At 49.9% G+C, this 21,562-nt stretch carries 20 protein-coding genes; 12 read left to right on the top strand and 8 right to left on the bottom strand.

The genetic code is table 11. The features are described 5' to 3' along the window. Positions 1-20 precede the first annotated feature (20 nt). From Q4579_RS03560 to Q4579_RS03535, 6 genes are all read right to left on the bottom strand, one after another. Positions 21-839, bottom strand: a complete 819-nt coding sequence (locus tag Q4579_RS03560) for an outer membrane protein OmpK (RefSeq protein ID WP_303561658.1) — start codon at positions 837-839, stop codon at positions 21-23. Positions 840-1,236: 397 nt separating this feature from the next. After that, positions 1,237-2,601, bottom strand: coding sequence for an AmpG family muropeptide MFS transporter (locus Q4579_RS03555; protein ID WP_368501955.1), 1,365 nt, complete (start codon positions 2,599-2,601; stop codon positions 1,237-1,239). A gap of 158 nt (positions 2,602-2,759) precedes the next feature. Continuing rightward, positions 2,760-3,122, bottom strand: coding sequence for a hypothetical protein (locus tag Q4579_RS03550; RefSeq protein WP_303561655.1), 363 nt, complete (start codon positions 3,120-3,122; stop codon positions 2,760-2,762). 44 nt (positions 3,123-3,166) lie between these two features. Then, positions 3,167-3,721: a peptidylprolyl isomerase gene (locus tag Q4579_RS03545; protein WP_303561653.1), complete on the bottom strand. Its 555-nt coding sequence runs from the start codon at positions 3,719-3,721 to the stop codon at positions 3,167-3,169. Next, positions 3,721-4,290 (bottom strand): YajG family lipoprotein, encoded by a 570-nt coding sequence (locus Q4579_RS03540; RefSeq protein WP_303561651.1) that lies wholly within the window; start codon positions 4,288-4,290, stop codon positions 3,721-3,723. Before Q4579_RS03540 ends, Q4579_RS03545 begins: the two co-directional genes overlap by 1 nt. A 59-nt stretch (positions 4,291-4,349) precedes the next feature. Then, the gene (locus Q4579_RS03535; RefSeq protein ID WP_303561649.1) at positions 4,350-5,492 is read right to left on the bottom strand and encodes a methyltransferase; all 1,143 of its coding nucleotides are present in this window, start codon (positions 5,490-5,492) and stop codon (positions 4,350-4,352) included. 169 nt (positions 5,493-5,661) lie between these two features. Here Q4579_RS03535 and bolA point away from each other — a divergent pair, with 169 nt between their 5' ends. From bolA to dinB, 10 genes are all read left to right on the top strand, one after another. Beyond that, the gene (gene bolA / locus Q4579_RS03530) at positions 5,662-5,973 is read left to right on the top strand and encodes a transcriptional regulator BolA (protein WP_303561646.1); all 312 of its coding nucleotides are present in this window, start codon (positions 5,662-5,664) and stop codon (positions 5,971-5,973) included. A gap of 691 nt (positions 5,974-6,664) precedes the next feature. After that, entirely contained in the window at positions 6,665-8,005 is a 1,341-nt protein-coding gene (locus Q4579_RS03525; RefSeq protein WP_303561644.1) for a Na(+)-translocating NADH-quinone reductase subunit A, read from the top strand. A gap of 3 nt (positions 8,006-8,008) precedes the next feature. Further along, positions 8,009-9,253 carry an NADH:ubiquinone reductase (Na(+)-transporting) subunit B gene (locus Q4579_RS03520; protein ID WP_303561643.1) on the top strand — a complete coding sequence of 415 codons (1,245 nt, stop codon included), beginning with the start codon at positions 8,009-8,011 and terminating at the stop codon, positions 9,251-9,253. Beyond that, on the top strand, positions 9,243-10,034 hold the full coding sequence (locus Q4579_RS03515; protein ID WP_303561641.1) for a Na(+)-translocating NADH-quinone reductase subunit C: 792 nt from the start codon (positions 9,243-9,245) through the stop codon (positions 10,032-10,034). The genes Q4579_RS03520 and Q4579_RS03515 overlap by 11 nt, the downstream gene beginning before the upstream one ends. Next, the gene (locus Q4579_RS03510) at positions 10,027-10,659 is read left to right on the top strand and encodes an NADH:ubiquinone reductase (Na(+)-transporting) subunit D (protein WP_211646003.1); all 633 of its coding nucleotides are present in this window, start codon (positions 10,027-10,029) and stop codon (positions 10,657-10,659) included. Before Q4579_RS03515 ends, Q4579_RS03510 begins: the two co-directional genes overlap by 8 nt. A gap of 7 nt (positions 10,660-10,666) precedes the next feature. Beyond that, positions 10,667-11,263 (top strand): NADH:ubiquinone reductase (Na(+)-transporting) subunit E, encoded by a 597-nt coding sequence (nqrE, locus tag Q4579_RS03505; RefSeq protein ID WP_211646002.1) that lies wholly within the window; start codon positions 10,667-10,669, stop codon positions 11,261-11,263. A gap of 22 nt (positions 11,264-11,285) precedes the next feature. Further along, positions 11,286-12,509, top strand: a complete 1,224-nt coding sequence (nqrF, locus tag Q4579_RS03500; protein ID WP_303561639.1) for an NADH:ubiquinone reductase (Na(+)-transporting) subunit F — start codon at positions 11,286-11,288, stop codon at positions 12,507-12,509. 311 nt (positions 12,510-12,820) lie between these two features. Next, entirely contained in the window at positions 12,821-13,843 is a 1,023-nt protein-coding gene (locus Q4579_RS03495) for an FAD:protein FMN transferase (protein WP_303561638.1), read from the top strand. 14 nt (positions 13,844-13,857) lie between these two features. Further along, positions 13,858-14,079, top strand: a complete 222-nt coding sequence (nqrM, locus tag Q4579_RS03490) for a (Na+)-NQR maturation NqrM (protein ID WP_211645999.1) — start codon at positions 13,858-13,860, stop codon at positions 14,077-14,079. 125 nt (positions 14,080-14,204) lie between these two features. Continuing rightward, on the top strand, positions 14,205-15,287 hold the full coding sequence (dinB, locus tag Q4579_RS03485; protein WP_303561637.1) for a DNA polymerase IV: 1,083 nt from the start codon (positions 14,205-14,207) through the stop codon (positions 15,285-15,287). A 70-nt stretch (positions 15,288-15,357) separates the two neighbouring features. On the opposite strand, the gene Q4579_RS03480 is transcribed toward dinB, so the two are convergent. Continuing rightward, complete coding sequence (locus tag Q4579_RS03480; protein WP_303561636.1) at positions 15,358-16,815, bottom strand: aminoacyl-histidine dipeptidase; 1,458 nt, start codon at positions 16,813-16,815, stop codon at positions 15,358-15,360. Between the two features lie 124 nt (positions 16,816-16,939). Beyond that, positions 16,940-18,589, bottom strand: coding sequence for a methyl-accepting chemotaxis protein (locus Q4579_RS03475; RefSeq protein ID WP_303561635.1), 1,650 nt, complete (start codon positions 18,587-18,589; stop codon positions 16,940-16,942). Between the two features lie 1,084 nt (positions 18,590-19,673). Between Q4579_RS03475 and Q4579_RS03470 the strand changes: the two genes are divergently transcribed. Both Q4579_RS03470 and gpt read left to right on the top strand, forming a co-directional pair. Further along, the gene (locus Q4579_RS03470) at positions 19,674-20,963 is read left to right on the top strand and encodes an NCS2 family permease (protein ID WP_303561634.1); all 1,290 of its coding nucleotides are present in this window, start codon (positions 19,674-19,676) and stop codon (positions 20,961-20,963) included. Positions 20,964-21,014: 51 nt separating this feature from the next. Then, positions 21,015-21,473, top strand: coding sequence for a xanthine phosphoribosyltransferase (gene gpt, locus Q4579_RS03465; RefSeq protein WP_303561632.1), 459 nt, complete (start codon positions 21,015-21,017; stop codon positions 21,471-21,473). Positions 21,474-21,562 lie beyond the last annotated feature (89 nt).

Below are 21,562 nucleotides of genomic sequence, written 5' to 3'. Positions count from 1 at the left end.
TGCGTTGCTCAGGGCAAGCCTTAGAACTTGTAAGTCATGCTGATATAGTGAGCAAAACCAGTTGATTTCAGTGCATCCGAATCTTTAATGCCGTAGACATCTTTATAAGCTTTCAGGCCGTACCCCAATGCGTAACGTTCAGAATGCCAGTAGATACCGTTGAACATGGCACCACCATTGCTGGCAGAAGAGTACTCTTCTTTCATGCCAAACTGGTAATCAATGTAACCCTGGTAAGACACGAAGCTGCCGTTGTCCAGCGTGTAGAAAGGTTTGAACCAGTTGGTCGAAATCTGGTAACCGTTCCAGTCTTTTTTGTTCGAGTCGTAAGTTCCATATAGGTTTAGGCCGATTTTACCTAACCAAGGAACATTCACATCAGAACCTAAACCGATTTTCTGCGTGTTAGGGCCTCTAACACCAGCTGCGAATCCACCTGGGCCAGTTTTACCGCCACCCCATTCCAAAACAGTCGCCACATACAACTCTTGTACTGGGCCAAAAGACAGGTCTGTTTGAGTCAGTGCATCCAGAGAAACGCGAGGTGCAAATTTCATGAAGATTTTATCTGCGCCAGCTTTATCACTGTCCGGATCAGTGGTCAGATCAAAAACATCCACGTAGCCGTACAGATCGAAGATGCCTGAACGACCGCCGAATTCCATTTCCAGATAATCATGGCTGGATTCGCTTGGCAGCTCATCAAACGCATACATCAGGTTAAACTGGGACCATTTGTAGTCGTTTTTGTGGATATCACCGTCGGTGTAATCAGCAGCGTTTACAGCAGCAGGCAGGGAAGCAGCCAGTACGCTCAGTGCAACTAGGGATTTACGCATCGTCAACTCTCGCTCAATGAATAAGGACACCGGACTTTTTTGACCAGTCCGTTTCAATGGCGGGCAGTGTATTGCTTGATGTCACTAATGTGAATGTAACGTTTCACTAGTTGTTTTTTGATTGTGAATTCGATCTTATGTAATGGATTTCAAAGTCATTTAAAGGTGATATTGATCGCTTTTCACGCGAGATTTGATGTAATTATTTTTAACTTAGTGAGCTTTTGGTCATTAATTGTTCATTCAGGAAAGGAATAAATCCTGTCTGAAATCAAATAAAGTCAATGTGAGGCTGGAAAGGTTCAACAAAAAAAGAAAAAACAAGGTCGGGGAAGGTCGAAATCGGCCTGAAATGTTGGAACGTTCAGGCCGGATAAAGTTTCACGGGCAGGCACAATTATTTTTGATGCGGCGCATAAAGTGCAACGGCTTTGATAAGAAAGAGAACCGGAATACCGATCAGCGCTGTGCTCAGGAAGAAAGTGTTGTAGCCGTATAAGTCGACAAAAAGCCCTGAGAAGCCAGCCAGAAACTTCGGAAACAGCAGCATAATCGAACTGAACAATGCGTATTGAGTTGCTGAGAAGGCAACATTGGTCAAGCCGGACATGAAAGCAATAAACGCGGCTGTCGCAATCCCTGCACTCAGATTGTCGATAGAAATCACCAGCGTCAGCATCGGCAGGTTGTTGCCAATGTATGTGAATGCCAGAAAGAGCAGATTGGTGAAGGCGGCCAGTATGGCACCCAAGGCCAGAATACGCAGGGTGTTATACCGGACAATCAGCAGGCCCCCTAATCCGGCACCAGCCAGTGTCATGATGACCCCATAGACTTTGGACACCGCAGCCACTTCACTCTTGATGAATCCCATATCCACGTAAAACGCATTGGCCATCACGCCCATAACGACATCGGAGATCCGGTAGCAGCCGATCAGGGCGAGCAACAGGAATCCGGCTTTGCCATAGCGGGAAAAGAAATCAATGAAAGGCATGACTGCAGCGGTATAAAACCAGGCCGCAATGCGGGCCAGTGCTGGTGGCAACCCCTGAGACACCATTTTATAGCGAAGATCGGCTTCCAGCTCTTCCATGGCTTTGCCATTCACTTGGGGTTCGCGAATGCATAATGCTGTGATCAGTCCAATGGACATCATGCTGGCCATAATGAAATACGCCGTTTTCCAGCCGATGGGATCATAACTGCTGTCAGAGCCGAACAGGGCAGCAAAAGCTAAAACGCCAGCACCTGCCATAATCATCGCTAACCGGTAACCTGTCATATAGGCTGCGGCCAGCGCAGCTTGCAGGCGTTCTGTTGCCAGTTCAATCCGGTACGCATCGATCACAATGTCCTGTGAAGCCGAAGCGATGGCGACAATGACCGCGAAAATAGCAAGCTGAGACAAATCAGCCTGAGGGTTACTGACAGCCATGCCGCACAGGGAAGCGATGATCATCAATTGAGAGAAGACCATCCAGCCTCGCCGGCGTCCGAGCAGGTTTGAAAAGACCGGGACGGGAAAGCGGTCAATCAGGGGCGACCAGATCCATTTTAAACCATAGGCGAGCGCGACCCAGCTGAAATAACCGATATCTGTCCGGCTGACATCGGCTTCACGGAGCCAGAATGACAGGGTGCCGAAGACCAGTAAAATGGGAAGGCCGGAAGAAAAGCCGAGGGCTAACATAATTAAAACTGACTTTTCGAGATATACTCGCCAACCCAGATCTTCCTGGTTTTCAACGGATTGCTCCATCGGATGGGGCCTCTGTAACTAAAACAAACGAATATCCCCGGACAGATTCACTGTACGCAGCATGCTGAAGGGGGTTGAAGCTATTAAGGTATCAGTATGTAGGCGGGAGAAAAACCAGTGGAAGGTCAAAACTGCGGGTTGCTCGGGAGAAAAGTGTGTTAAGGACGAATTCCCTGCATTTTTTCCGGTTGCTCGCCGATGCCAAGCAAGAATTTCGCACCCGCGGTCACGCGAAATTGAATGAAACAGTTGCCCAGCAACTGATGCTCTTCGAGGGATTCCATCAGGTGCAGCAGATACCAGTACACCGATTCATAGCCGGAAGCCGGGGTGCCGCTGGGGACAGACAGTTGCCACCAGTCGTGCAGGTGCTCCGTGCAGGTTTTTTTCAGTGAATCATAACTGGTGCTTCCTTCCAGTGTTCCCAGCATAGATAAAGCCAGTGCGGGCGCATGATCTGCAACATGGCGGGCAATTCGCTCCGTTGGCACGTCCGGTTGTGAGGAAACAAGTTTCAACATGGAAGTTCACCTGGCCGCAGACTCACGGCCAGGCGGACGCCAGTCTATTTGTTGAGAATATGGATAGCTTTAATAACTATAGGCTGCTGAGGTACATCTTTCATACCTATTGAGCGGACTGTTGTTGTAGGAACCTGCGCCATTTTTTCAATAACTGAGAACCCTTTCACAACTTTTCCGAACACGGCATAGCCCACTTTCCCGGCCTGCCCGTCCAGAAATGTGTTGTTCTGGTAGTTGATGTAGAACTGACGGGTTGCTGAATCGGCAACCTGGGTTCTGGCCATTGCAAGGGTTGCCCGTTGGTTGCTCAGACCATTGTCGGATTCGTTTTTGATCGGATCGTAGCTCGGACGGCGGTTGAACTCTGCATCAAATCCGCCGCCCTGTGCCATGAATCCCGGAATAACCCGGTGGAACACAGTGCCGACATAGCTGCCATCCTCGACATAGCGGAGGAAGTTTTTGCTGGAAATCGGTGCTTTTTCTTCATTGAGTTCAACAACAAATTCACCCAGAGAGGTGTCGACAGCCACTTGTGTGGCGGCATGGGCTGAAAATGTGCAGGCCAGAATGGCGGCGGTTAACAGTCGGCGCATCAGAGATTCTCCTCCATGTAGCTGCTGAGTTCGGCATCTCCCTGAATGTCACGCAGGACAGCGTCCATCAGGCCATTCATGGCCAGTTCCATGGCTTCAGGTGATGCATTCATAGCCCCTTCACGGGACGACTTTCCGGCATAGCGTTTAATGAACTTTCCGTTCGGTGTGGTCAGAACCAGCTGAAGCTGCAGTTTACTGTTCAGGGTATGGCTGAACGCACTTTGCTTCACATTGACAATGGCTTCCAGAATATCCATGCGCATGGTGCTCTGGCTTTCCGGGCCGACCTGAACGCCCTGAGACTCCAATTGACGGGTCAGTGCATTTTGCAGGGTCAGGCGCAGATTTTCTGTGGCGTGTAATGGGTGGACATTTTTGTCCCCGTTGTCGATGACGGCAACAAACTGGGCTGTCCGTAAATCCCGGCTTTCAAGGTTCAGATTCAGGCCCTGCATGCTGGCCTGAGACGACAGGGCCGGCGTGGGCTGAAGTGAAAGTTGCATGTCCGTTGGTGCAGTACAGGCGGTCAGCGCCAGCATTGATAGGGCTAAAAGAAGTGGCCTCATCCGGTTCGTTCCTTATTAAAACAGGCTGTTATGCAGCCGGAATGTTGAAGAGTTTGGGCTTATTTTTCAGCTTGATAAACCACGAATTTATTATTTTGTGCAATTTTGTGTACTTTCGCATACAAACGCTTGAGTTTGCCATCGTAACCCAGATGGCGATTGCCAATAACAATCAGCCGGCCACCCGGTCGTAAACAACGTTTGGCATCTGCGAACATCTGCCAGGCAATGTGATCCGTGATGGTATTTTGCTGGTGAAACGGGGGATTACAAAGTACCAGATCCGCGTCATCATTTGCCATAGTTTCCAGACAGTTATCTACTTTAACGGTCAACTGTTGCGGGTGCGTCAGATTCAGGTCAGCATTTTCGCGGCAGGAGGCTGCCGCCATGAAACTTTCATCAACACAGGTCACTTGCGCCTGCGGATTGAGCCGGGCTGCCTGAATACCAATCACGCCGTTTCCGCATCCCAGGTCAACAATGTGCTTCAGTGCCGGATCCTGTGGGATATGTTCCAGCAGAAACCGGCCACCAATGTCTAAACTTTCGCCGGAGAAAACATTGGCGTGATTGCTCAGGGTCAACTGGTATTCCGGGACGTCCCAACGTTCAATTTCCGGGAGTGCGCGTGCCAGTGATGCATCGGGACGGCAGAAGATCAGGCGTGCTTTTTTTACCGCCAGAGAGGTGGAGGTCGGGCCGAGGTACTTTTCAAACAGTTTGAGCGTTGATGTATGGATCTCTTTGGCCTTTCCGGCCGCAATCACGATGCAGTCTTCCGGCAGTGATGCGCAAAGCTGGGCCAGTTGCCAGCTGAGCAGCCGATTGCTTTTGGGCAACTTCAGCAGCACCAGTTGCGGTTGATCCGGCAACGGAGACAGGCAGTCCTGAAACTGAACGCGCGGCAACTGATTTTCTTCTAAGTTGGTTTCACTGGCTTTTCGGGCAATATAAGAATCGCCGACGGAGAACACTGGCATTTGTCCTGCAAACCAGCACGCGAGTGCACCAAAACCATCATTCATCAAGATCACAGGACGGGTTGCATCCAGTGTCAGCGCCTGCTCGGCTTTTATGGTTTCGACCTGATTGATCAGGTATTCATCTGCCGCATCCCAGGCCTGCAGCGTTTCGCGCTTGCGAATGGGGTAGCGTTGCAGCGTCAGGCTTCTGCTGTGCAAGGTGAGCTCAGGTTTCATTCGGACTATCTTTAGGGTATGTTGTCGGGTTGAATATTTTCGCAGATGCGGGCCAGCCTGCAAAGGTAAACTGTGCTGATGATGTTGTAACCGGTGAGGTAAACGACAGTCAGCGCAGGATTTATGATCCGCAAATCGTCGCTGGTCTGATCAAGCATCAGGAGGACCCATGATCCAGGAACGTATCGAACAGAAATTGCAGCAATCCCTCGCCCCGGTTCATCTGGACGTGATCAACGAAAGTTACATGCACAATGTGCCAAAAGGGGCTGAAAGTCACTTTAAAGTGATTGTTGTCAGTCATGAATTTGAAGACCAGCGACTGATTGGTCGCCATAGAACGGTAAATGCGATTCTGGCAGATGAACTGGCGAACCATATCCATGCGCTCGCGATTCATACCTACACCCCGGATGAATGGGCGACTCAGCAGGCCGCTCCGGCTTCTCCGTCTTGCCTGGGTGGCAGTAAGTTTGGCTAAGTTCGTCTGTCTTTCACCCTGACTGCTGGCGATTGTATGCCGCTCTCAGAAAAAACCGCACCTGTTGCGGTTTTTTACAGTCTGAAATTTGAAGTCGGTTGTCTTGGTCAATTGAGTCATCGCGTAAAATACGCTCAATTTTTGCCCGGTGACTGACCCGAAAGATTCTCACAGTCTCAGACGGCCGGGCCGTCTATACTGACTCCGGACACTGGATTGCAACAAGATATTTCCAGTGTAAGCGAGTGAAAACATATGTTGCAAAATCGATGCGGAATTGCATGGTTTTTTGCTGTTTTATGATCACCGAATGCGTTAGTTTTACTGGCGACTTTTTGGTGTTGTTAAATTGATATCAGAATGTAAACAGCAGAAAAGTGCATTGCTCGAGGGAATCACGGTTGTAACCACTGCAAGTGTGCGTTGGTTCAAAATTATCCGTTGTCGTGATGATAAGCACATCAGCTATCGCTGAATTTCAGTTCGATTAGCGAGGTTTGCCATAGTAAAAACCCGTTGATTAATGCTAAAATCCGGCCCTCGAAAAAACTCATCATCCGGTTGTGTGATGAAAGAGTAAATAGGATGTTGCGGTGCTGGTGGTATCTGACACCGGCTTCGGACCATGGAAAGTCGTGTCTAAATTGCGCAATAACAAGTTCTTTTTCCCGTTAATGTAGTGCAAGTGCGTATGATTACAATAAAGAAGGGTCTGGATATCCCAATTGCTGGGACTCCTACCCAGGCGATAAATGATGGCAAGGCCATCACTCGAGTCGCCTTGCTTGGCGAAGAATATGTGGGTATGCGTCCAACGATGCATGCACGCGTAGGGGACGTAGTAAAAAAAGGTCAGGTGCTCTTCGAAGATAAGAAGAACCCTGGCGTGAAGTTTACTGCGCCAGCCAGCGGCAAGGTTGTGGAAGTCAATCGTGGTGCTAAGCGTGTGCTCCAGTCCGTCGTGATCGACGTTGAGGGCGATGAGCAAATCACATTCAAGAGCTACGACAAAGCGCAACTGGCGCAACTGGATCATGCTGCTATTGTTGAGCAGCTGGTTGAATCCGGTTTGTGGACAGCATTGCGTACCCGCCCGTTCAGCAAGATTCCTGCAATCGATGCTGAAACTCAGGCGATCTTTGTCAATGCGATGGATACCAATCCGCTGGCAGCCAATCCGGAAGTGATCATCAACGAACAAGGCGATGCCTTTGTTGCGGGTCTGACCCTTCTGTCTCAACTGACCAGTGGCAAGGTGTTTGTGTGTAAGTCAGGTGCAAGCCTGCCTCGCAGCAACGAAGCCAATGTTGAAGAGCACGTATTCAACGGTCCGCACCCAGCGGGTCTGGTGGGTACGCATATTCATACTCTGTATGGCGCAGACACCAAAAATGTTGCATGGCACCTGAACTATCAGGATGTGATCGCATTTGGTCACCTGTTCCTGACGGGTGAATTATATACGCAGCGTGTTGTTGCGCTGGCTGGTCCTGCTGTGAACAACCCGCGTCTGGTTCGTACGGTTCTGGGGGCTTCTGTGGAGCAACTGACCGAAGGCGAACTGATGACTGGTGAGCTGCGCGTGCTGTCAGGCTCTGTCCTGAACGGTGTGAATGCATCGGGTCCACATGCTTATCTGGGACGTTACCATCTGCAGATCTCTGCGCTGCGCGAAGGCCGTGAGAAAGAGTTCATGGGTTGGATCTCACCGGGTAAGAACAAATTCTCTGTGACGCGTGCTTTCTTCAGCCAATTTTTCCCAGGTCAACTGTACAACATGACAACCACGACCAATGGTAGTGAGCGTTCTATGGTGCCAATCGGTAACTATGAGCGTGTCATGCCTCTGGACATCGAACCAACATTACTGTTGCGTGATCTGTGCGCTGGCGATAGCGATAGTGCCCAACAACTGGGTGCGCTGGAGCTGGATGAAGAAGATCTGGCGCTGTGTACCTTTGTGTGCCCAGGTAAGTATGAGTTCGGTCCAATGCTGCGTGCATGCCTGGACAAGATTGAGAAGGAAGGGTAATTCATGAGCCTCAAGAATTTCCTCGAGCAGATTGAACACCACTTTGAACCAGGTGGTAAGCATGAGAAGTGGTTTGCACTGTATGAAGCAGTTGCAACCGTGCTTTACACCCCAGGTATGGTGACCCGTACCGGTTCTCACGTGCGTGACAGTATCGACCTGAAACGTATCATGATCATGGTCTGGTTGGCCGTATTCCCAGCAATGTTCTGGGGTATGTACAACGTGGGCCATCAGGCTATTGCTGGCCTGAACCACCTGTATGCTGGTGCTGAACTGGCTGGTGTGATTCAGGGCGACTGGCACTACTGGCTGACACAGTCACTGGGTGGCACCCTGGGTGCTGACGCAGGCTGGGGCAGCAAGATGATCCTGGGGGCGACATACTTCCTGCCTATCTACGCGACGGTCTTTATCGTTGGTGGTATCTGGGAAGTCCTGTTCTGTATGGTCCGTAAACATGAAGTCAACGAAGGTTTCTTCGTCACTTCGATTCTGTTTGCGCTGATCGTACCGCCAACACTGCCTCTGTGGCAGGCAGCCCTGGGGATTACCTTTGGTGTTGTTGTGGCGAAAGAAGTCTTCGGTGGTACTGGCCGTAACTTCCTGAACCCTGCGCTGGCGGGTCGTGCCTTCCTGTTCTTCGCATATCCTGCTCAGATCTCTGGTGATCTGGTGTGGACCGCGGCTGACGGCTTCTCGGGTGCAACGGCACTGAGCCAGTGGGCTACGGGCGGTCAGGCTGCTGTCGTGAACACGATTACTGGCGAAGCTGTAACCTGGATGGACGCTTTCATTGGCCGTATTCCTGGTTCTATCGGTGAAGTTTCAACCCTGTTCATTCTGATCGGTGGTGCTTTCATTGTTTATCTGGGCATTGCATCCTGGCGCATCATTCTGGGTACGCTGATTGGTATGGTTGCGACGGCAACGCTGTTTAACCTGATCGATTCTACCAGCAACCTAATGTTTGCGATGCCTTGGCATTGGCACCTGGTTCTGGGTGGCTTTGCATTCGGTATGATGTTCATGGCAACCGACCCTGTTTCTGCCTCTTTCACCAACAAAGGGAAGTGGTGGTACGGTGCATTGATCGGTGTGATGGCTGTTCTGGTACGTGTGGTTAACCCTGCATATCCGGAAGGCATGATGCTGGCGATTCTGTTCGCGAACCTGTTTGCACCGCTGTTTGACCATGCAGTGATTCAAGGCAACATCAAACGGAGACTGGCTCGTCATGTCAAGTAAGAATGATAGCATCAAGAAAACGCTGATCGTTGTTGTTGCCCTGAGCCTGGTGTGCTCGATTGTGGTATCAACCGCAGCAGTTATGCTGCGCCCGATGCAGCAACACAATGCGAAACTGGATGTTCAGCGTAATATCCTGTCTGTTGCAGGCTTGCTGCAAGACGGTATCGACATCCCGCAGACTTACAATCAGTTTATTGAACCAAAACTGGTTGAGCTGGAAACAGGCAATTTTATTGATTCTGTTGATGGTGTGTCACCTGCCGAGTATGACCAGCGTGATGCTGCAAAAACACCGGCGTTGTCTGTGAAACTGAACCCATCTGAAGATCCGGCAAAACTGAATCGTCGTGCGAATGTGGCGAAAGTTTATCTGGTGAAAGATGAAAATGACCAGATACAGAAACTGATTCTGCCTGTGAATGGTAAAGGTCTGTGGTCGATGATGTATGCCTTTGTTGCTGTTGAGACTGACGGCAATACTGTTGCGGGTATCTCCTACTATGAGCAGGGCGAAACGGCTGGTCTGGGTGGTGAGGTTGTTAACCCGAAATGGCGTGCACAATGGGAAGGTAAGAAGTTGTTTGATGACAACTTTGAGCCAGCCATCCGCGTTGTAAAAGGCGGCGCACCACAAGGAGATGCTCACGGTATTGATGGCCTGTCAGGTGCAACCCTGACGAGCACCGGGGTAGAAAACACTTTCAAATTCTGGTTGGGTGAAAACGGTTTTGGTCCGTTCCTGGCGAAAGTGCGTAACGGAGGCCTGAACAATGGCTGATACGAAAGAAATGAAAAAAGTCCTGTTAGGGCCGCTGGTTAGTAATAACCCGATTGCCCTGCAGGTACTGGGTGTGTGTTCAGCGTTAGCTGTAACCACAAAACTGGAAACTGCGTTCGTGATGACGCTGGCGGTAACTTTTGTTACAGCATTTTCCAACTTCTTTGTTTCTCTGGTACGTAACCAAATTCCAAACAGCGTGCGGATTATCGCGCAGATGGCGATCATCGCCTCTCTGGTAATCGTGGTGGACCAGATCCTGAAAGCTTACGTTTACGACATCTCTAAGCAGTTGTCTGTATTCGTTGGTCTGATCATCACCAACTGTATCGTCATGGGTCGTGCGGAAGCTTACGCCATGAAATCTGCACCACTGCCATCTCTGCTGGATGGTATTGGTAACGGTTTAGGCTATGGTTTCGTTCTGATTACTGTGGGTTTCTTCCGTGAGCTGCTGGGCTCTGGAAGCATCTTTGGTGTTCAGGTATTGCCGCTGATCTCTGAAGGTGGCTGGTATCAGCCGAACGGTATCATGCTACTGGCACCGTCTGCCTTCTTCCTGATTGGCTTCCTGATCTGGACAATTCGTACCTTCCGTCCAGAACAAGTTGAAGCGAAGGAGTAAGGGAAACATGGAACATTATATTAGCTTAATGGTTCGCTCGATTTTCATCGAGAACATGGCACTGTCTTTCTTCCTGGGGATGTGTACATTCCTGGCGGTTTCCAAGAAAGTTAAAACCTCTTTTGGTCTGGGCGTTGCGGTTACCGTTGTTCTGACCATTGCTGTGCCTGTGAACAACCTGGTTTACAACTTGCTGTTGAAAGACGGCGCCATTGTTGAGGGCGTTGACCTGACGTTCCTGAACTTCATCACATTTATCGGTGTAATTGCGGCACTGGTACAGATTCTGGAAATGATTCTGGACCGATTCTTCCCGCCGCTGTACAACGCGCTGGGTATTTTCCTGCCGCTGATCACCGTAAACTGTGCGATCTTCGGTGGTGTATCTTTCATGGTACAACGTGACTACAACTTCGCAGAATCTGTCGTCTATGGCTTTGGCTCAGGTATCGGCTGGATGCTGGCGATTGTCGCTCTGGCGGGTATCCGCGAGAAGATGAAGTATGCTGATGTGCCTGCTGGTCTGCGTGGCCTGGGTATCACTTTCATCAGTGTTGGTCTCATGGCGTTGGGCTTCATGTCCTTCTCCGGTGTACAGCTGTAAACAGGATATAAAGGGATAATTCATGGATATTATTCTTGGCGTAGTTATGTTTACCCTGATTATCCTGGCTCTGGTTTTGGTGATTCTGTTCGCTAAATCCAAGCTGGTACCATCAGGTGACATCACTATCTCAATCAACAATGACCCGGAAAAAGCGATTACAACCGCTGCGGGTGGCAAACTGCTGGGTGCTCTGGCAGGCAGCGGTATTTTCGTTTCCTCTGCTTGTGGTGGCGGTGGTTCATGCGGTCAGTGCCGTGTGAAAATCAAATCAGGCGGCGGTGATATTCTGCCAACTGAGCTGGACCACATCACAAAAGGTGAAGCACGTGACGGTGAGCGTCTGTCTTGTCAGGTCAACGTGAAATCCGACATGGACATCGAGCTGCCAGAAGAAATCTTTGGCGTGAAGAAGTGGGAATGTACTGTTATCTCAAACGATAACAAAGCCACCTTCATCAAAGAGCTGAAACTGGGGATTCCGGATGGTGAATCTGTACCTTTCCGTGCAGGTGGCTACATCCAGATCGAAGCGCCTGCTCACCATGTGAAGTACGCGGATTACGACATTCCTGAAGAGTATCGTGAAGACTGGGACAAATTTAATCTGTTCCGTTACGAGTCGAAAGTGAATGAGCACACAATCCGTGCTTACTCAATGGCGAACTATCCGGAAGAGGAAGGCATCATCATGCTGAACGTGCGTATCGCTACGCCGCCACCTCGTAATCCGGATGTCGCACCAGGTATCATGTCTTCTTACATCTGGTCTTTGAAAGCTGGTGATAAGGTAACGATCTCTGGACCGTTTGGTGAGTTCTTCGCGAAAGATACTGATGCAGAAATGGTCTTCATCGGTGGTGGTGCTGGTATGGCACCAATGCGTTCTCACATCTTCGACCAGCTGAAGCGTCTGAACTCTAAGCGTAAGATGACGTTCTGGTACGGTGCTCGTTCTAAGCGTGAAATGTTCTATGTAGAAGATTTCGATATGCTTCAGGAAGAGAATGAGAACTTCAAGTGGTACTGCGCTCTGTCTGATCCTCTGCCAGAGGACAACTGGGACGGTTACACAGGCTTCATCCATAACGTGCTGTATGAAAACTACCTGAAAGATCATGAAGCACCGGAAGACTGTGAATACTACATGTGTGGTCCACCGATGATGAACGCTGCTGTGATCGGCATGCTGAAAGATCTGGGTGTTGAAGATGAAAACATCCTGCTGGATGACTTCGGTGGCTAAGGCTGCCTGAGGTACTCCTTCCAGAATGGCTGACCTGAATAGGTCAGCCATTTTTCTTCACCATTCAGAAAGATTTTAGTCAGCCCTAATTTGATACCAATCAAAGTAAGTAAGTGATCAAAAATAGCGCAGGAAAAATGTTTGGGAACAAGGCAGATTTTTTAGATAAGTAGTTATTCTACAATCAAAAAATCTAACGCAGATATCGAACATTTCAACAAGCTAGGATGACCAGTTATTTACTGCGATTGGTATGACTCATCAGATTCACCCTGAGTGCACAGACGTGCTGTATTTTGGAGATCCCTTGCATGAAGAAAGTATTCACCCGAGCCTTAATGCTGCTGGTGATGGCACTGGTTATCAGTGGCTGTAGCGAGAAGCCTCAGCTGATCCATCTCACAGGCTCGACGATGGGGACGTATTATTCAATTAAATTAATTGAACAGGACGGTATGCCAAGTGAAACGGCACTTCAGCAGGAAATTGACCGTCGGTTAGAGCTGGTGAATGACCAGATGTCGACCTATCGTGAGGATTCAGAACTCAGCCGGTTTAATCAGCATCAAAGCAGTGAACCGTTCGCAGTGTCACAGGATACGGCGACTGTGGTCCGGGAAGCGATTCGGTTGTCTCAACTGACCGATGGTGCCTTGGATGTGACCGTTGGTCCACTGGTCAACCTGTGGAGCTTTGGTCCGGAAGCACGTCCGGAAGTGATCCCAACAGCAGCCGAACTTCAGGCGCGTCAACAGGAGGTTGGGATTGAACACCTGAGCGTCGACGGAAATCGACTCCTCAAAGATTTACCGGGTTTGTATGTCGATCTTTCTTCAATCGCTAAAGGCTACGGCGTGGATGTGATTGCGGATTATATTGCTTCGCTGGGGTCTCAGGACTATCTGGTTGAAATTGGTGGTGAAATTCGCCTCAAAGGTAAGAATGCAGAAGGCGTACCATGGCGTATTGCCATCGAGAAGCCGACTGAAGACGGAAGCCGTGCGATTCAGGAAGTGATTGAGCCGGGAGAAATGGCGATTGCGACGTCTGGAGATTATCGTAACTATTTTGAAGAAAATGGTGTACGCTACTCCCATCTGATTAACCCGAAAACGGGTCAACCGATCACAAACCGCGTTGTTTCCGTCACTGTGATGCATCCACAATGTATGACAGCTGATGCGCTGGCAACGGCATTTTCCGTGATGGGTGAAGAGAAAGCAATGGAGCTGGCGAACAGAGAAAAATTGCCGGTTCTGCTGATTGTGAGCACTGACGAAGGCTTTAAAGAGTACGCTTCAGAGGCCTTTGCCCCTTACATGCAGAAGAAGTAAGCTGAGAGCATAGTATGTTGGTATATGTAACCACCTTTGGTGTATTTCTGTTGGTCATTGTTGCAATGGCCGTTGGCTATATTTTCCAGCGTAAAACCGTGGCGGGCAGCTGTGGTGGTCTGGGTGCTGTGGGTATCGAAAAAGAATGCGACTGCCCGGAGCCATGTGACAAACGCCTGAAACGTGAAGCACGTGCTGCGAAACAAGCCGAATGGAAGAAGAATCAGATCCTCTGATTTTCTCCGAATCACATGCAAAGCCCATGGTTGATCCCATGGGCTTTTTTGATCCTCGCCATCTGTGGCCGAGCGCTCTATAATGCTGTATATAAAAACAGTCTATCAGAGTGTTCATATTCGCGATGTCAGAGTCCGCTTCAGATCAGCCAGTGCAGAAAAAAATCATCCATGTTGATATGGATTGTTTTTTTGCCGCCGTCGAAATGCGAGAAAATCCTGCTTTACGGGATGTTCCCATCGCCATTGGCGGGCGCTCTGAACAGCGTGGGGTCATCAGTACCTGTAATTATCTGGCCCGGCAATTTGGGGTGCGCTCAGCCATGCCGACTGCACAGGCGCTGAAATTATGCCCCAATCTGGTATTGGTTCCGGGCAGAATGGCTTTGTATAAAGAAGTCTCTCAGCAAATCAGGGCAATTTTTCAACGATATACGGCTCTGATTGAGCCTTTGTCGTTGGATGAAGCTTATCTGGATGTCACCGAATGCACCCAGATGCGAGGTTCTGCAACCCTGATTGCTGAAGATATTCGCCGGGCCATCCGTGAAGAACTTTACCTGACCGCTTCCGCAGGGATTGCTCCGGTGAAATTTATCGCCAAGATAGCTTCGGACCTGAACAAGCCCGACGGACAGTATGTGGTGACGCCAGCCGATGTCCCTGAATTTGTTGCGAAGCTACCCCTCGAAAAAATTCCCGGTGTCGGTAAAGTCATGATTCAAAAGCTGCATGACATCGGGCTTTATGTGGGCAGCGATGTGCAGGCTTATGATCGGCGGCAATTGCTGCAACAGTTCGGCAAGTTTGGCCAGTCGCTGTGGTCGCGGTCCCATGGGATCGATGACAGGGAAGTGGTGGTGTCTCGCGAGCGGAAGTCGGTGGGTGTTGAGCGAACCTTCTCTCAGAATATCAGTGACTATGCTGAGTGCTGGCAAGTTGTGGAGCGTTTGTATCCTGAGCTGGAATCAAGACTGAAGCGTGTGCGGCCGGATTTACGGATCGCAAGGCAGGGCATAAAGGTGAAATTTGCCGATTTTCAGCAAACTACGGTCGAACATATTCAGCCGGTGCTGGAGAAGCAACAGTTTGCCGCCTTACTGACGGAGGCTCTGACCCGGCAAAAAGGGCGGGAGATCCGTTTGATCGGTCTCAGTGTCGGTCTGGAGTTGGGCACACAAGCCAAACAGTTAACTTTTGAGTGGTAGCTTCAGGATCAACGCAATAAAAGGGGAGCCTGGCTCCCCTTTGAAAGTTATCGGTGATTTCAGTGATGGATTACTTCACTGGAATTTGCTTGAGGATTGCAACCATCTGTTCCCAGAACAGACCCACGGTCTTGATGTTCACTTTCTCGTCCGGAGAATGCGGGAATTTGATCGTTGGCCCGAATGAAATCATGTCCATGTCCGGGTAAGGTTCTTTGAACAGACCACACTCCAACCCGGCATGAATCACCATGATGTTGGGAACGTTACCGTAAATATCTTTGTAGGTTTCACGGAACAGGTGCATCACTTCGGAGTCCGGATCCGGTTTCCAGCCTGGGTATGCGCCAGAGAAACTGCATGCTGCACCAGCCAGTTGCGCCAATGCCGTCAGGTTTTCTTCGACATGGATACGGCCAGAATCGATCAGTGAGCGGATCAGACACAGCAGGGTGATCTGATTTTCTTCTGTGGTGATGACCCCCAGATTTAAAGAGGTTTCAACAACGCCAGGAATGTCGTCACTCATGCGCATGACGCCATTCGGGCAGGCATTGATGAGGGCAAGCAGTCGCTGCTGACTGTCGTGCTTCAACACATTCGCAGGCATATCGACCGTTTCTACCGACAGCTGAATGTTGGTTTCAATTTGTCCCAGCTCAGCGTTGAGCAGCGTTTCGAATGCTGTGAATTGCGTGTGAAGGGCATCGGCTTTTTCGGCTGGTAGCGTCACGATGGCAGCGGCTTCCCGTGGAATCGCATTGCGCAGTGTACCGCCTTTCAGGCTGCTGAGTTGAAGCGCAAGCGGCTGCGCGTGAGCAAACAGGAAACGGCCCAGCAGTTTGTTGGCGTTCGCTCGACCGGTATGAATGTCACAGCCGGAGTGACCGCCTTTCAAGCCTTTCACCACGAGTTTCAATGCTGTGTGGCCAGCAGGAACTGACTCGCGTTCTGTTGTGAGTTTCAGCTCAGCATCTACACCGCCGGCACAGCCCATGTAAATTTCACCTTCCTGCTCAGAGTCCGTATTGAGCAGGATATCGCCTTCTAACCAGCCTTGTTCCAGACCGAATGCACCGGTCATCCCGGCTTCTTCGTCGATGGTCAGTAAAACTTCCAATGGGCCGTGTTCAATGTCTTTTGATGCTAAAACAGCCAGACAGGTTGCCATGCCAATGCCGTTGTCTGCACCCAGCGTTGTGCCTATGGCCGTGACCCATTCGCCATCAATGTAGGGCTGAATCGGATCCAGTGTGAAGTCATGATCTGTGTCTTCGTTCTTCTGCGGCACCATGTCGATATGGGCCTGCAGCACAACACCTTTGCGGTTTTCCATGCCCGGTGTGGCAGGCTTTTTGATGAAAACATTGCCGGTCGCATCACGACGGACACTCAGCCCTTCGCTTTCAGCAAAACGAATGATGTGCTGGGCAAGGGCTTCTTCATGTTTGGACGGATGAGGAATGGCGCAGATTTGATCAAAGAATTGCCACACAACTTGTGGCGAAAGTTGGCTGATTTCGGACACAGAACTCTCCCTAATAAACGGTCAATCATACAGCCCTTGCTGGACTATCCTTCGGTTAAATCTCAGCGCGGGCAGTTGATTATCTTACATCAGCCATGGAAAGCTTGCCATTTTTCGACTGGGTTCAAGCTGAAACCTTAAATTGAGAGATTTGTTGATTCAGGTGGCGGCCACTGGATAGCAACTGCTCACTTGCCGCAGCAATCTGTTCGCCCTGATTCACATGACTCTGACTATGTTCGCTTAGCTCTGCCAGACTCATATTAATGGCTTCGGTTGCATCGGTTTGCTGCTGGCTGGCATCGGCAATATGCTGATTCAGCTCCCGAATCGTGCTGATTTGCTGACTGATGGCTTCCAGTGCCTGGGCCACCTGCTCTGAGTGTTCAACGGTGCTGGCCGATTGTTCCCGGGTCTGAACCAGCGCCTGGCTGACGTCAGCCGAGCGGCCCTGTAAGCGGGAAATGATGGTTTCGATTTCATTGGTACTGGCTTGTGTGCGGGTCGCCAGAGTTCGGACTTCATCGGCAACCACGGCAAACCCACGGCCCTGTTCTCCGGCACGGGCGGCTTCAATGGCTGCGTTCAATGCCAGCAAGTTGGTTTGTTCTGCAATATTGCGAATCACATCCAGCACTGCACCAATGGTTTCCGAATCTTCTGCCAGTGCCTGAGCACTTTGGTTGGTTTCATCCAGCAGGGCGAGCAGGGCATGCATTTCTTTGCTGGATCGGGAAACGACGTTCATGCCCTGATCACTGTGCGTCTGAGCTTCCGAAGCGGCTTCAGCAGCATGTGCTGCTGAGCGGGCAACCTCCTGATTGCTGGAATGGAGTTCTGTCATCGCGGACGCGACGGAATCAACCCCCTGATGGGCCATGGTCGCGCTGTCCGCTGTGGTATTGGCAACCGCATTCAGTTGACTTGCTGCCGCGCTGATATGTTCACTGACGGGCGAGACTGCGCGCAGCATGTCGCTGATTCGCTCAGCGAACTGATTATAAGCGGCTGCGATTTTACTGAGCTCATCGTCGCCCTGAATCGGGAGGCGTTTGGTCAGATCGGCGTCGCCGCTTGAGATATCCTGCATGGCTTTTAAAGTCGATTCGCAAGGTGCCGTAATGGTCCGGCCAATGGCGCGCGCAAGCACCAGCATCACAAGAAGGGCAAGGGATAGGATCAGGCCAAGGCGTTTCAGTTCGGCGAGGAATTGCGCTTTCACATCATCGACATAGATCCCCGAACCAATGATCCATCCCCAGGGGGCAAAACCTTTCACGTAAGATATTTTATCGACGGGTTGATCGTGACCTGGTTTTTCCCACTGATAATCGACAAACCCTTCTCCCTGACGGCGGACCGTATCAGCCATACTGACAAACAGCCGATTGCCAATGGGGTCCTGAAACTGAGACAGATCTTTCCCGTCCAGTTCCGGTTTAAATGGGTGCATGATCATGTGCGGCTGATTGTCGTTGATCCAGAAGTAGTCGTTATTTTCATAACGCAGTGCAGCGATGGCTTGTTTGGCCTGCAGCTGCGCCTGATCCGGTGTGAGCTTGCCTTCTGTTTGCTGCCGATAGTAAAAATTCAGCAGACTGTGCGCACTTTCAACCAGATTTCGTGTTTTATCCCTTTTTTGTTCCATCAGTGTGTCTTGGTAGGCGGAAGTAAAAATGACGAGGGGAATCAGGGTGAGCAAAGTAATCATCAATCCCAGCAAATAGAGCCGGCTGCTGATCGAAAAAGAGCGTAGATATTTGAGTATTGTCATTGCGCTTCCTTCCTTGTTTGCACCGATGGCAATTGAGTGACACACCTCACCCGGGAAAAGGGAGAGACTTCATGTTGTATTCTTCTGAAGCAAGAATGTATGCCACTTTAGTCTCATTCCTGAATATTTATGGCGCAGTTAACAAAAATGCTGTAAGTAACATCCTTTCAATAACTGCCGGAATGAGAGGTTGATTCATTAAAAATGTGACTCAGTTAAAGCTTTTATTGTAATTAAATTACTTAATGGTTATCCTATAACCAAGTTGCAAAACCGATAGTCAGCACAGGGAAATTGCAAAGTGCGTTGACTCCAAGGAACCGAGATCAAGTTGATCTGCTTTGTTTGCAACCTCAAAGCAGCAAAAATTAATTGAGGAAGTCGTTGTCATGAAAGTTTATAAATCAACCGCTAAATTTTGGAATAACAAAGGTGTTTACGGTGGTGCATTCAGCTACCCGCGTCCTTTTGGCTATTAAGCGCTGCGGGCATTGCGCCTGAATTTGTGTATTCCTATCTCCAGATTCACGCATAGCGCGTATGCGGTATGCGTTCTGTTCCCCCGAACTTTTAAGACTTCATCAGGGGTTTGGCTGCAGGAGCAACTGCCGCTGAATCCAGTGAGATTTGTTTTGACGCCACCCAGATTTGGGTGGCGTTTTTTTATCGTTGTATTTTGAGGCCAGTTGGGTGAAAAGATTTCGACCCGTGGATTCATCGCGAGATTGATGAAAAAGTGATGTATACGATTACATCTGGGTGAAACCGAAACGACAGGCAATATTTTTTCAGATTGAAGCGATTGCGTTTCGGGTTAAAAATCAGATTGGTTAAAAAGAGTACAGTTTCAGGGTGTAATTAAGATTATGATTTTATTCTGAATGTTGTGTTTTTATCTCTGTTGCGTAAGATTTTTGTCCATAATTGAGTCTCTGAGGCGGATTTTGAGCAAGTCTGGAAATTTATCACTGAGAGGCCTATAATCGCCCCCCAAAAATTCAGAAACGCAAACGTTTACTTCGAGAGGGTATAAATGGTGGCGTTTCCCAAATAACAGACACTTTTCTCCAAGGACCTGAGAACAATGCTTGAGAAGCTGTTTAAGTTAAATGAAAACGGGACCAATGTTCGTACCGAAATGCTGGCTGGTGCGACGACGTTCCTGACGATGGCCTATATCATCTTTGTGAACCCGTCGATGCTGGCGGCAACAGGGATGGATAAAGGGGCCGTTTTTGTTGCAACCTGTCTGGCGGCGATGATCGGCTGTTTCATGATGGGTTTAGTGGCAAATTATCCGGTTGCTCAGGCGCCGGGCATGGGGCTGAATGCCTTCTTCACTTATTCCGTTGTTTTGGGAATGGGTTATACCTGGCAGGTGGCGCTCGCAGCGGTCTTCTTCTCGGGTCTGTGTTTTATCGTGCTCAGTCTGCTGAAAGTCCGCGAGTGGTTGATTCATGCTATTCCACTCTCGCTGAGGACGGGCATCACGGCGGGCATCGGGTTGTTTCTGGCATTTATTGCTTTGCAAAGTGCGGGAATTGTCGTCGATAACCCGGCAACGCTGGTTCAGGTGGGTGACTTCACCAGTTTCCCGGCAGCCATGGCAGCGCTGGGATTCATCCTGACGATTGCGTTGGTTCATCGCGGGTTAAAAGCTGCGGTTCTGATTGCCATTCTGATCATTACGGCGCTGGGGATTTTGTTTGGCGACGTCCAATACCACGGCATTGTTTCTTTACCGCCAAGTCTTGCGCCGACCTTCATGCAACTGGATTTCAGTGGTGCAATAGATGTGGGCCTGGTGTCGATCGTCTTTGCTTTCCTGTTTGTGGATCTGTTTGATACCGCCGGGACACTGGTGGGGGCAACCACCAAAGCTGGCATGGTCGACAAAGACGGCAAGATGCCGCGTCTGGGCCGTGCGCTGCTGGCAGATAGTACCGCAACCTCCGTGGGCGCACTGCTGGGAACATCCAACACGACGTCTTATGTTGAAAGTGTTGCCGGTGTTGCGGCAGGCGGCCGGACCGGTCTGACTGCGGTGACTGTGGGTGTCTTGTTCCTGCTCGCGCTTTTCTTTTCACCGCTGGCAGGGATGGTACCTGCTTACGCAACGGCCGGTGCACTGTTTTACGTCGCCATCCTGATGATGTCGGGGTTGAACAGCATTGACTGGCGTGACTTAACAGAAGCGGCACCTGTTGTTGTGGTCTGCCTGTTGATGCCATTAACATATTCTATTGCAGAAGGGATCGCGCTGGGCTTTATCAGCTATGCTGCGATCAAGTTGCTCAGTGGCAAAGGACGCGAGGTGAATATCAGCGTCTGGATCATTGCCGTGCTGTTTGCAGCGAAAATCATCTTTTTATAATTTGTTTCATTGACCAGCGTTTTCGTTCGCTGATTTAGAGGTTCATCGGATATGAGTAAGAAGTTCGTCATCACCTGGGATAACATGCAGAGCTACACACGCCAGCTGGCAGAAAAGCTGTTGCCTGCAGATCAATGGCAAGGCATCATCGCCGTGAGCCGTGGCGGTCTGGTGCCGGCTGCTATTCTTGCCCGTGAGCTGGGCATTCGTCATGTTGATACCGTCTGTATTTCCAGCTATGACCATGATCATCAGCGTGAAATGAAAGTGCTGAAAAAGGCAGAAGGTGATGGTGAAGGTTTCCTGGTTGTGGACGATCTGGTCGATACCGGCGGCACTGCTGAAATGATCCGTGCGATGTACCCGAAAGCGAAGTTTGTGACCGTGTGCGCCAAGCCTGCGGGTCAGCATCTGGTTGATGATTATGTGGTTGATATTGAGCAAGACACCTGGATTGAGCAGCCATGGGATATGGCTGTGACTTATGTTGATCCAATCTCAAAGCGATAATGTCATCCGAACATACCTGAAATCAAAAAAGGGCCGAAAGGCCCTTTTTTTGTGTCTTATGTTTGTGGGGATTACCATATACAATGAAA

This window comes from Photobacterium sp. 1_MG-2023 (genome assembly GCF_030547945.1).
In the GTDB taxonomy this organism is placed as follows: Bacteria; Pseudomonadota; Gammaproteobacteria; order Enterobacterales; family Vibrionaceae; genus Photobacterium.
The sequence above is the reverse complement of the archived record's forward strand: the minus strand, read 5'-3'. Positions and strand labels throughout refer to the sequence as shown.